The sequence below is a fragment of the Bacteroides sp. RTP31139st1_H2_RTP31139_211217 genome, assembly GCF_040227615.1.
Classification (GTDB): domain Bacteria; phylum Bacteroidota; class Bacteroidia; order Bacteroidales; family Bacteroidaceae; genus Bacteroides; species Bacteroides uniformis.
Window position 1 is genome coordinate 73,806 of sequence record NZ_JBCNZM010000003.1, and the last position, 11,663, is coordinate 85,468.

Annotated in this window: 10 protein-coding genes; 2 read left to right on the forward strand and 8 right to left on the reverse strand. The window is 49.3% G+C overall.

What is annotated here, in order from left to right:
* Positions 1-706: TRCF domain-containing protein (locus tag ABUA47_RS01110; protein WP_349831380.1), on the forward strand; the 706-nt coding region annotated here is incomplete at its 5' end.
* 19 nt (positions 707-725) lie between these two features.
* On the opposite strand, the gene ABUA47_RS01115 is transcribed toward ABUA47_RS01110, so the two are convergent.
* The 7 genes from ABUA47_RS01115 to ABUA47_RS01145 form a co-directional block, all read right to left on the reverse strand.
* Positions 726-1,370 carry a hypothetical protein gene (locus tag ABUA47_RS01115; RefSeq protein ID WP_005826687.1) on the reverse strand — a complete coding sequence of 215 codons (645 nt, stop codon included), beginning with the start codon at positions 1,368-1,370 and terminating at the stop codon, positions 726-728.
* Between the two features lie 35 nt (positions 1,371-1,405).
* The gene (locus ABUA47_RS01120) at positions 1,406-3,244 is read right to left on the reverse strand and encodes a YgiQ family radical SAM protein (protein ID WP_347774260.1); all 1,839 of its coding nucleotides are present in this window, start codon (positions 3,242-3,244) and stop codon (positions 1,406-1,408) included.
* A complete protein-coding gene (locus ABUA47_RS01125; RefSeq protein WP_005826683.1) occupies positions 3,241-3,459 on the reverse strand; it encodes a sulfurtransferase TusA family protein in 219 nt (72 codons plus the stop codon). The genes ABUA47_RS01120 and ABUA47_RS01125 overlap by 4 nt, the downstream gene beginning before the upstream one ends.
* Positions 3,460-3,774, reverse strand: a complete 315-nt coding sequence (locus tag ABUA47_RS01130; protein ID WP_005826681.1) for a hypothetical protein — start codon at positions 3,772-3,774, stop codon at positions 3,460-3,462.
* A gap of 116 nt (positions 3,775-3,890) precedes the next feature.
* Positions 3,891-6,821 (reverse strand): xanthan lyase, encoded by a 2,931-nt coding sequence (locus ABUA47_RS01135; RefSeq protein WP_211475261.1) that lies wholly within the window; start codon positions 6,819-6,821, stop codon positions 3,891-3,893.
* 148 nt (positions 6,822-6,969) lie between these two features.
* Positions 6,970-7,848 (reverse strand): DUF4886 domain-containing protein, encoded by an 879-nt coding sequence (locus tag ABUA47_RS01140; protein ID WP_005836017.1) that lies wholly within the window; start codon positions 7,846-7,848, stop codon positions 6,970-6,972.
* Positions 7,849-8,017: 169 nt separating this feature from the next.
* Positions 8,018-10,009 (reverse strand): glucosamine-6-phosphate deaminase, encoded by a 1,992-nt coding sequence (locus tag ABUA47_RS01145; RefSeq protein ID WP_005826674.1) that lies wholly within the window; start codon positions 10,007-10,009, stop codon positions 8,018-8,020.
* 497 nt (positions 10,010-10,506) lie between these two features.
* On the opposite strand from ABUA47_RS01145, the gene ABUA47_RS01150 reads away from it, so the two are divergent.
* Positions 10,507-11,208 carry an SIMPL domain-containing protein gene (locus ABUA47_RS01150; RefSeq protein WP_009036813.1) on the forward strand — a complete coding sequence of 234 codons (702 nt, stop codon included), beginning with the start codon at positions 10,507-10,509 and terminating at the stop codon, positions 11,206-11,208.
* Here ABUA47_RS01150 and ABUA47_RS01155 read toward each other — a convergent pair.
* The coding region (locus ABUA47_RS01155; RefSeq protein ID WP_349831382.1) for a nitrilase-related carbon-nitrogen hydrolase at positions 11,180-11,663 on the reverse strand (484 nt) is incomplete at its 5' end. The genes ABUA47_RS01150 and ABUA47_RS01155 overlap by 29 nt on opposite strands.

The window sequence follows — 11,663 nt, forward strand, 5'->3', positions numbered from 1 at the left end:
CATCGAGAACTTCTCCGACCTGGGCAGTGGCATCCACATTGCCATGCAGGACCTTGACATCCGTGGCGCAGGCAATATGCTCGGTGCCGAACAGAGTGGTTTCATTGCCGACCTAGGCTACGAGACGTATCAAAAGATTCTCTCCGAAGCTGTGCACGAACTGAAGACCGACGAGTTTGCCGACCTTTATGCCGAAGAACTGAAAGCAGACGGAGGCGTCATCAGTGGCGAGCAGTTTGTGGACGAATGCCAGGTGGAAAGCGACCTCGAACTTCTGTTGCCTGCCGATTACGTGACTGGCAGCAGCGAGCGTATGTTGCTCTATCGCGAGTTGGACGGATTGACACTCGACAAGGATGTGGATGCTTTCCGTTCCCGCCTCGAAGACCGCTTCGGCCCGATTCCTCCCGAAACGGAAGAACTGCTGCGCATCGTTCCCTTGCGACGCCTGGCTGCCCGCCTCGGCGTGGAGAAAGTCTTTCTGAAAGGTGGGCGCATGTCCCTGTTCTTCGTCTCCAATCCGGACAGCCCGTACTATCAGAGCCAGGCTTTCGGTAAGGTCATTGCCTACATGATGAAGTACACCCGGCGTTGTGACCTGCGCGAACAGAACAACAAACGGAGTATGTTGGTGAAGGATGTCAAGACGGTAGAAGAAGCTGTCTGTGTGTTGCAGGAGGTAGTGGCAATGCAGGTGGAAGAGTAAACTGTTGCCACTCCTGCCACTAACGTCCGAACTGCAAGGCGAATCCCAAATTGAAGAAAGTGATGTTGTTTTTGAACCAGCTATGGTCTACTCCGTCATCATACCCGTCTGTGTTATAAAGTCGTGCATCGGGGTTGGCAAACCAGTCTGCTGTCAGGAAATCACAGCGAATCATGCCCGAGAGTTTACGGCTGATGCGGAACTCATAGCCTGCTGCGAAAGTTATTCCACAATATCCTTTATGGAAAAGGTGTCCGTTCCGTTCACCGCGTTTATATGTCCGTTCCTGATAGTTCATATACCCGATGCCGAACGAGAGGAACAGTCCTTGATTCCCGTTGCTCCACAAGGGCCGGTATGTGATGTTGGGGCGTATGCAGTGCAGATGTGCCTTATCCGGCAGGCGTGCCATGCGTAGATAGTCATATTGAAGTCCTGCGGCAAATAGGGGCGTGATGTAGTAGCGGCCTTCTGTCATCAGGTCATATCCCACCCGGTTGCCATTCTTGCTGAAGAAGTCGTTACGGTTTCCCTCTACATGAGGTAAGGATACACCGCCACCGAAGATGATACTGTAATTTTGCGGCAGGCATTCGCTTTGTGCCAGCAGACCTGTCGCTCCAATGGGGAGTAGGGATAGGCAGAGGAGGAGGAATCGTTTCATGCAGTTGCTGTGAGTTTCTTGGAAATATCGTATTTTTATCGTTTCCCGTATAGCTTGTCTATCAAATCCGTCCGTCCTATCCGGCGCAGTTCGTTTATGATGTTCCTGCGCTCTTCGGGTTTGTACCAGAAGAAGAATTGGCGTTGAGCCAGTTTCTCGCGCTGCATTTTGGCACTGAATACCGGTTCCAGCGTATAAGGATGGAAGCCCGTGTACCATGCTTCGGTGGCAACGGTCATGGGAGTAGGGGTAAAGTCTTGCACTTGTTCCAGATGGAAGTCCAGTCGCTTGGTGATGACGGCAAGTTCTGCCATATCTTCCTCCTTGCATCCGGGATGGCTGCTGATGAAATAAGGAATAAGCTGCTGGCGTAGTCCTTCTTCATGGTTAATCCTGTCGAATATCTTCTTGAACTCACCGAACTGGCTGAACGGAGGCTTGCGCATGATGTTGAGCACGCGGTCTGACGTATGCTCCGGTGCTACCTTCAGGCGACCGCTGACATGGCGGGCAATGAGCTCGCGGGTATATTCCTGCGTACTTTTGTTAGTGTTCGGGTCCTTGCTCTGGTGCAGCAGCAGGTCATAGCGTACACCGCTGCCAATGAAGGACTTCTTGATGCCGGGCAGGGCATCTACGGCATGATAGATGTCGAGCAGCGGACGGTGGTCCGTATTCAGGTTGGGGCATACCTTGGGGTAGATGCACGACGGGCGTTTGCATTTCCTGCAGACGGCCTCATCCCGTCCCTTCATGCGGTACATATTGGCCGACGGGCCTCCCAAATCGCTCAAATAACCCTTGAAGTCTGGCAGCTCCGTGATGGCTTTCACCTCTTTCAGAATGCTCTCCTTGCTGCGGCTTACGATGAATTTGCCCTGGTGTGCGGAGATGGTGCAGAAGGCACATCCTCCGAAACATCCGCGATGCAGGTTGACGGAGAACTTTATCATGTCGTATGCCGGAATACGTTTTCCCTTGTATTTGGGATGGGGCAGGCGCGTGTATGGCAAGTCGAAAGAACGGTCGAGTTCAGCTTCCGTCAAAGGGGGATAGGGAGGATTGACTACTACCGTCAGCTTGCCGCTCTTTTGCAAGATGCGGGATGCTGTATATTTGTTGCTTTCCTCCTCGATATGACGGAAGTTGGCAGCTTCTTTCTTTTTATCTTTCAGACATTCTTCATGGGAAAAGAGGGTGATATCCCCTTCTTGTACCACTACTTCCTTGTCAAGGTAAACCATTTGGGGAATATCGGCGATGAGCTTTTTGAAGCTTGGGGCGTCCATCTGTGTCTGTTGGCGTTTCAGCCTTTCCGTAAGTTCCACCACCGGTTTCTCTCCCATACCGTAGATGAGTGAGTCGGCTCCGCTGTCGAGGAGGATGCTGGGGCGTACACGGTCCTGCCAATAGTCATAGTGCGTCAGGCGGCGCATGCTTGCCTCGATGCCGCCCAGTACGACGGGGACATCGGGGAATAGCTTCTTTAATATCTGGGTATATACAATGGAAGGGTACTCCGGACGCATATCCGGACGTGCATCCGGGGTATAGGCGTCATCACTGCGCAAGCGTTTGTTGGCAGTATATTTGTTGACCATCGAATCCATACAGCCGGGACTGATGCCGAAGAACAGACGGGGACGTCCCAGTTTTTTGAAGTCGCGCAAGTCGTCGCGCCAGTTGGGTTGGGGGATGATGGCTACGCGCAATCCTTCTGCTTCGAGGATGCGGCCTATGACGGCGGCTCCAAAAGAAGGGTGATCCACGTAGGCGTCACCGCTGAAAAGTATTACATCCAATTCGTCCCAACCACGTAGTTCCACTTCTTTCTTGGTAGTAGGAAGCCAGTCTGTAAGGCGATATTCTTTCATTTGCACATTAAAAACTGTAATGTCATCCGTTCTCCGTCGTAAATCTCACGGAAGCCTATCTGCTGTTCGGAAAGATACTCTTTCATGTCATTGAAGGCAGCAGCGTCGTCCATGATGATTTCCAGCTTCTCGCCTTTTCCGGCCTCGCACATGGCCTTGATGGCAGGGATTAAAGGGCTGTAATGCTGTTGTCCGCAGGTGTCGATGGTTTTCATTTATTCTTCTTCTATGGTGTCTTGTTGGGAAAGCCATTGCAGATAGAGCTTGATGAGCTGTTGTAGTCCGAAGGCCTTCATGTTGTTGTGATAGATAACGTCGATACAGAGGTCGAGCAGGTCTTTGCTGTCTTCCTCTTGCGCGGCGATGAGGGAGCGGATGTTCAGTTTCAACTTGTCGAGCACGGTTTCGTCCACAATACCGTTGCTGTCGATGAGATGGCGGAAGAGGCCGTATTTCTCGATGGTGGCAAGATTCTCTTCAGAAACTTCTAAACTACGGGTTCCGCTGGGGTTGGCTTGTATAGTGTACATGATGTTTAATGTTTAGTGGTTAATGTTTAATGATTAATGGAAGCAAAGATAGTTTTTTCACTACAGATTACACAGATTTTCACAGATTATTTATAGGGATTGCTATTTTGTCTGTGTTAATCTGTGTAATCTGTGGTGAGAAAGCGGAGTATGGATGCCATAATTACATTTCTGGATGTTTCTTCCCGGATGCTTTCAAAAGGGAATCCCATGACAAAAGTGCGATAATCACTGCCTTGATAGGCTACGGCGGCGGGTGTGTTGCCGATGGCATAGGTCATGACTGGAAAAGCGGGAGACATGGGCAGGATGCAATCAGGGGAAGTGACCGGATAGCTTTGCTCATTCGGCAGGCGGGGAAGGGTGAAGGTATGCCCCAGTCCCCGGACAGCGATTTTGTCCCCGTCTGTTTTCAGAGAGTTGCCATGCCGGTACTTCAAGATATTCTGAATAAATTCTTTATTGCCCTGCGAGCTGTCCATATCGCTGCCTACGTAGGCACCGCTGACCAGGAGATGACCTCCCGACTGGCAATAGGAAGTCAGTATGCGCTGCATGGGCGAGGAGAATGTTTTGTAGTAGGTATTGCGTGCCGGATTGCTGGAATTGTCTTCTTTCTCAAGTCCGAGGATATAGTCCACTATCGGATAATCCTCTAATGAGAGGATGCCCTTTTCCACAGCCTCGTCGCTGCATGAGACGAAGCTGTAATTTCCGGCTGCCTGGATGGCTTTGCCATGTACGAAGGGGTAATCGAAAGTGTTTCCGATGATTTTCATGCCTTCGTATTCGTCACTGCTCTCTCCCAGACGTCGTTCTGCTTCCTTCCGGCTAAAATTCTGCTGGGCGCCGCAGAGGGAGATGTCATAGAGATAGGGTACGCCGGGATCTTGTGACAAGTCGAAGCCTGCCGCATCGGGGGTGTCTATAACGGCAGGCCCGCTGATGCGGTCAAATCCGTTGACGATAAGTATCTGTCCTTTTTCACGCTTTGCCTTGTAGGCGGCAAGAATTTCCGAAGGGAAGCTTTCGCCACCCCGGTTTACGGCGGTTACTTTAAAGGAATAGACGATGCCCGGTTCTATTTTTACGGTGTGGGATGGGGAGCTGACGCGTACGCCATTGTCAAATCCTCTACGACCGATACGTGTATATACAATGTATTCACGTGGTTTGGCAGTCGGCTCCAACGGGTCTTCCTCTCCTTGCCAGGAAAGCTCTAAAGTATTCTTCTTTTGACCGAAGCGGATGGCAAAGTGGCTGACGGGAAGGGGTTGGACAACGTAGTCTCTGCCGTGCTGGCTGCATATGTATTGCAGAATAGCTTTATAGAGCGCACGCCCGACGGTGAACTTGAAGTTAGGGTCATGTCCCAAGCGCATATCTGCGAAGTTCTGGTGCGACAACAGTTCTACGATGGTGGAAGGGACGGCGGGCAGGCGTGTTTCACTGTAGTTGCGGTTCCATAGGCTGCGGCGTGTCCAGTCTACGTTGAAGGTAGAGCGGATATCACGCTGCAACTGCGTTAGCAGAATGTCCGAAAGGTCACGGGAGGCATGGCGGTCTGTACCGGCATGCAGCCGACCGTTGTTGAAGTTGGTGGTATAAATGCCGAGAGTGCCTATAATCTCATCTTCCTTACTGAAACCGGCATCGCTATGCAGGGCCATACTCATTTCAAAGGGGATGCCCAAACCTTCTTCCGTTGGGTTGAATAGTGATTTTCCTGCAAGGTAATTCACTGTACGGGAACGTACGTTGATATCGTCGTTCATATCATTCTTTCCCTCATAGCCTCCATAGACGGGATAGGGCATGCCTGCCCATTGGGCAAAGTAGCGTGCGCCTTCCAGGTATCTGGGCAAGCCGCTGGTTTGTCCCCCGCGGGCAATGTTGCCCATGCCCCCTCCAAAGCGGACGGCATCGGCACAGACCACGCCTTTCTCTTTGCTTTCGTTGCTCAATACCACCATGCCGTAGTCGTTCCGGCCTTTGTCAAAAGTGAATGTGCCGAGGTACACCCATGTGCCGCTTCCTATTTGCTGGTTCACCTTGAACTCCGTGACGCCTCCATTGTGAAATACAAGATATTTGGCATCGCTTACGCTGCCCGGCAGTGTTTGGTAAGATACGTATACAGCATATTCTCCCGTTTCCGGAATATCGGGTACCCATTCGGCAAAAGCCTTGTCTTTCTTCTTTTCAGTTTTGGCAAAGCGTGCCGTGCCGGAGAGGAAAGGGTTTTCATTGTCTTGATAGACTCGTTTCCGTTGGGCAAATCCGGGTCGGGAGGTCTGTTCCCAACGTGCTTTCCGGCTTTTCACGTCCAGATAAAGGGAACCTTGTCCTCCATGTCCGCTCAGGCTACCGTCATTGTCTACGATGACTTCCTGCTTCTGCGTGTCCCTTTCGCGGGGAGTGAATACATTGGCTCCTGCATTCTCTAGCATGGGCAGGAGGTAGGGCAGGATGAAGGATTGGGTGAACTGGTCTTCTGTAGTGCAGAACAGCCTCGGGCGTTGCCATCCCCATTTGTCCTTGTCATTGATATAATATTTCCCGTGGCTTTGCCAAAGGGCGATGTGGCGTCCTTCCAGTCCGCGGGTGATGTCGTAGGGGCGCGAGGTACGGGTTACCCAGGGGGTACCTTTGTATTCCAGGTGGCTGAACAGACGTGCCTTGTCTTTCTTCCCTTTCCGGTAGAGGTTGGGGATAAGCTCTTCGATGCTCTTCCCGTCAGCAAAGACGGTGAGGTCGAAATAGTTCACCGGTCCTGGCAGGATTTGTCCCAGATGGCGGTAAATGGCATCAACGGTTTCAGGCCGTAGAGGCTGGTAGGCAAAGCGCTCGTTTGTATAGACAAGCAATTTCTTCTTCCGGAAGTCAATGCGGAAACTATCCAGCTTGCAGGTACCGATGTTGGCCGTATGGGTGGTGTATTCCCTAAAGAATGTCTGGAGGCGTTCTTCCACATTCTGCTCTAGTTCTTGTGCCGGAAGGAGGAATCCACACAAGAGCCATATGCCGGTTAGGATAAGTTTTTTCATACTGATGAAATATTGAAGTTGCCAATATCTGCTTTTACCAGACGGTGGTGCGTGCAAAAGTACATAAAAGAAAGCTTCACTGATGAGCGGGTTACTTTCTTTTTATTATTTTGCAGACATATAAGTAAGTCTTAAGAATTAAAAAGCATTAATCGGCAATCTTTTTCAGTTCTGTCAGTTCCGTAACTTTGTCCGGATAGAGGATGGCGTTGTGCGCAGCCATTTGAGCTGCTTTCTTATGGATTGGGTCCATTCCTTCGGGAGAATATGGGTTTTCTGTTACATTCTGATGGGTCAATGCCTCAAACCATGTGCAGGCAGCTGTATATCTGCCTATGGTTAAGTCAAGGTGGTATCCGTCCCTATTCATATGGTCGCCGATAAAGGAGGTACGTGCATTTTGTATGGCGGTTCCCGAAGGGATAATTTTCTTGATACCCACCAGGTTGGCGGCTTTCTTTACTGCATCCACAATGCTGGTGTACATTTTCATTTGGTTCTGGTCATAGTTTTTGAATCCGGTGTGGTTGGCATTGGTAGCATAAGCCCATGTCTGGTGCACCATTAATACGGTTTCCTTTCCAATTCGTTCCCTGATATAGTTAACCAATTCAGGTAGGGAAGCTTTGTAGCTGTCATAGATACCAGACAAAGGGCTGGCCTGCTGAACACTGATATAGTCCCATTTCTCATCGGCCAGTGCTTTCTCAATAGTCATTGACCGGGTTTCTGTTTTTTCCCCGTCTTTCTCTACTTTGCGATAGGCATAGGCCGGAGCGTTGTTGCGTATGTTTTGCACGTGCCGTTCCAGTGAACATCCTCCGATAAACATATTGCCGATAATCATGGTGATACCTTCAGCTTCTCCCAGTTCGTGCAAATATTGCTCTACTGCATCTTGTGAAAAGCTGTTGCCTATTGCCAATACTTTGATGGTGTCGTTATTGGCATGGCATCCATTTGCAAACAATGTAAATGGCGTGAGTAGGAATAAAATGACAAGGATGTTGATAGCATACTTTTTCATAATGGTGTTTGTTTTTAAGTTTTGTCGTTTCGATAAATAAGTAACAAAATTATTTGATTGTTTTTATATCTGCAAATATTCCTTGGGAATATAAGAAGGCTGAGACATGAAAAAATGAGATGCATTGCCGGAGCAATACATCTCATCCTATTGTTAATATTTTATCCGTTTATAGCGGAATGTATTCCACAAAGGCTTCCATCGCCTCATAGGAAGCAAGTCCGAGGCTGTCATACAAGGCAGCTGTTCCGCGGTTACGGTCCTCGCTGCGTTGCCAGAACAGACGTTCGTCATTGCCCAGGAACGGTGCGCTTTCCATCTGCGATTGATGCTTCAGGATAGAGTTACGCTTGGCACGCAGTTCTTCCGGGCTGATGGGCACAGCCATCTCGATGTTTTCGATTTCCCATTCGGCCCATGCACCGCGGTACATCCAGATGCGGCATTCCTTCAACCATTTGGCACCTTCTTCTTTTTCCAAGTCAATGGCGGCAAATACGGCGTCCGTACAAACACGGTGTGTGCCGTGCGGGTCGGCCAGGTCGCCGGCAACGAAAATCTGATGGGGTTTCACTTCACGCAATAGGTTGCGTACAATTTCCACGTCTGCTTCGCTGATAGGATTCTTCTGTATCTTGCCCGTTTCGTAGAATGGCAGGTCAAGGAAATGACAGTGATCCAGAGGGATATTATTGTATGTACATGCAGTGCGTGCCTCGCCACGGCGAATCAGTCCCTTGATGGTCAAGATGTCGCGTGTATCCATGTCACCGTCTTTCTTCTCCTTCAAGTATTTACGGATTTCAGTATATTTGTCATTGATGACCTGGTCTTCGCTGTTGTTGAAGATTTGGTTGAACCCGTTGATGAAGTGCAGGAAGCGGATAACTTCTTCATCGCCTACGGCAATGTTACCGGAAGTTTCGTAAGCCACATGCACGTCATGTTTCTGCTCTACCAGACGACGGATGGTGCCTCCCATGGAGATAACGTCATCATCGGGATGCGGAGAAAATACGACCACACGTTTTGGATAGGGCTTTGCACGCTCAGGACGATAGGTGTCGTCAGCATTCGGCTTGCCGCCCGGCCATCCGGTGATGGTATGTTGCAGGTCATTGAATATCTTGATGTTCACGTTATAGGCTGAGCCGAACAATGCCAGCAGTTCGCTCAGACCGTTTTCGTTGTAGTCCTTGTTGGTCAGTTTCAGAATGGGTTTTCCGGTGAGTTGGCACAACCAGACGATGGCACTGCGGATGAGCTTGTCGTTCCATTCGCAGGAGGTTACCAGCCAGGGGCGTTGGATACGCGTCAAATTGGCGGCGGCAGACAAGTCGATAGCTACATGTGCATTGTTGTGAGTCTGCAGATAAGATGCAGGGATAGTATCTGTTACCGGACCTTCAACGCATTCTTTCACCTTTTGCGCTTTCTCCTCACCCCATGCCAGCAGATATATTTTCTTTGCCGAGAGGATGGTGGCTACTCCCATGGTGATGGAGCTGATGGGGGTATTTTCAATGCTACCGAACATCTTGGAAGCTTCATTGCGGGAGTCGTTGTCCAGCAATATCAGACGAGTGGTAGAGTTCAGGCGTGAACCCGGTTCATTGAAACCTATATTACCTACACGGCCAATGCCCAGCAAAGCGATGTCTAAGCCACCGAAACTTTCAATGCGCTGCTCGTAAAGACGGCAATATTCAAAGATGGCGTCTTTGGCGATGGTGCTGTCGGGGGTGAAAACATTCTGTTTGTCAATGTCCACATGGTCTATCAGCATTTCCTTCAATGCGTTGAAGTTGCTGTTGATGGCATTGGGAGCTAATGGATAATATTCGTAGAGGTTGAATATGACTACGTTGCGGAAACTTAATCCCTCTTCCTGGTGCATACGTACCAAGTCTGCATATACATTGCGCGGAGAGTTACCGCCTGCCAGTGCCAAGACACAGAAACGTCCCGCCTTTTGCTTGTCACGGATTAACTGTGCAATGTCAAGGGCAATCTGGTTGGCGCCTTCTTCCGCAGACTCATAAATATCTGTCGGGATTTTTTCCAGTCGGGTCAATACCGACCGTTCAAATGCATTCTCAGGTCTATAGTACCTGGGGGAGACTCTGTTGAGAGTGATTTGAGAGCTTAGATTGGTTTTCATAAAATTTATTATTAATAAATGATTAAGTATTGAACTGTTCTTTCAATCAACAAATATACGAAAAACAATGTTCATCCGCATATTGCTGAAGATTAATTAAGAAATACTGGTCGTCCCATATCTCATATGGGTTTTGACGGTTGTACGGAAAGTGTCTTCGGTCATTCCATAAAGTCACGGCCAACCGCCACCGTGAGTATGGATTTTACGTTGGGTCAACATAGGATTTAGGGGTTAGAATTATTAAATTAATCATGTTGTCGCTTTGACATTGTTTCGAAGGACAAAAATAGGTACTTTTTGGAGAAGATGTACTCCTTCTTTTGGGTATTTTCATTAAATACTCTAAAAAAGAGGATTTGGTGCATTTTGTATAATGTCTCGTTCGTTTGGGGTATAAGTGAGGATAATCATATAAAAATAGACCATTCATCGCACTTTTTGTCGTTTGGGTTTGTTATATTTGTGTGTGTTTATAAACTCTAAAATATCAATGTATGAAAAGCTGGAAAGTAGAAGCAGCCATCATAGCCGTGGGGCTGCTTTTGTTGGGAATCATGGTAAAAGGCGGTATCAACAATTTTGTGAATAAGGACCGTGTGGTCAGTGTGAAAGGGCTGGCCGAAATGGAAGTGCCTGCCGACAAGGTAGTCTGGCCTCTTGTCTACAAAGACATAGGTAATGACCCTGCACTGCTTTATGCCAATATGGAGAAGAAAAACACTGCCGTCGTGAGTTTCCTTGAAAACAACGGTATTGAGAAGGAGGAAATCAGTATTGCACCGCCCGAAGTGATTGACATGCAGGCCGAACGTTACGTTGACCGCAACGTGGCCTATCGTTATAATGCCACGTCTGTCATCACTGTCACTTCCAAGAATGTGGATAGGGTGCGTAAGCTCATGTCGGGGCAGGCTGAACTCTTGAAGCAGGGTATTGCCATCACGGGAGGGGATTATAAATATAATGTGTCTTATGAATTCACCGGTCTCAACGAAGTGAAGCCCAGAATGATAGAGGAGGCCACGAAGAACGCTCGTGCTGCAGCCGAGAAGTTTGCCAAGGATTCGGACAGTGAACTGGGGAAAATCCGCAATGCCTCGCAAGGGCAGTTCTCCATAAGTGACCGCGATGCCTATACTCCTTATATAAAAAGCGTACGTGTAGTGACTACTGTGAACTATTATTTGAAGAAATAACGAACTCGTCCGCATCTTTCCAAGCGGGAAACTTTAGCCTGAACTCCTGCAGGGAGGAAAGGTTGAGGGAGGCGGTGGCAATCGCCTCTTCGTTGTCGGGCACAGTGGCAAGCACTTCCCCCTTCGGAGAGTAGACCACACTGCCTCCGCTGTGTGGAATGTCTCTGCCGTCCTTGCCGATACGGTTGACACCGCAGACATAACTGATGTTTTCCAGCGCGCGCGCTTGCAGCAGGATGTCCCAGACTTTCCGGCGGGGAATGGGCCAGTTGGCGACGTAAATCAGGAGGTCGTATTCATTGCTCGTATTGCGGCTCCAGACCGGGAAACGAAGGTCATAGCATACAAGCAGCAGTATATTCCAGCCGCGATATCGGATGATGGGACGCCGGTTGCCGGGGGTGAAATGTTCTGTCTCGTGCCCCATCCGGAAGAGGTGGCGTTTGTCGTAATAG

Bases quoted from the DNA above. Each gene is read 5' to 3' on its own strand.
- ABUA47_RS01115 (WP_005826687.1), bottom strand. From the start codon at position 1,370: ATGAAACGATTCCTCCTCCTCTGCCTATCCCTACTCCCCATTGGAGCG.
- ABUA47_RS01120 (WP_347774260.1), bottom strand. From the start codon at position 3,244: ATGAAAGAATATCGCCTTACAGACTGGCTTCCTACTACCAAGAAAGAA.
- ABUA47_RS01125 (WP_005826683.1), bottom strand. From the start codon at position 3,459: ATGAAAACCATCGACACCTGCGGACAACAGCATTACAGCCCTTTAATC.
- ABUA47_RS01130 (WP_005826681.1), bottom strand. From the start codon at position 3,774: ATGTACACTATACAAGCCAACCCCAGCGGAACCCGTAGTTTAGAAGTT.
- ABUA47_RS01135 (WP_211475261.1), bottom strand. From the start codon at position 6,821: ATGAAAAAACTTATCCTAACCGGCATATGGCTCTTGTGTGGATTCCTC.
- ABUA47_RS01140 (WP_005836017.1), bottom strand. From the start codon at position 7,848: ATGAAAAAGTATGCTATCAACATCCTTGTCATTTTATTCCTACTCACG.
- ABUA47_RS01145 (WP_005826674.1), bottom strand. From the start codon at position 10,009: ATGAAAACCAATCTAAGCTCTCAAATCACTCTCAACAGAGTCTCCCCC.
- ABUA47_RS01150 (WP_009036813.1), top strand. From the start codon at position 10,507: ATGAAAAGCTGGAAAGTAGAAGCAGCCATCATAGCCGTGGGGCTGCTT.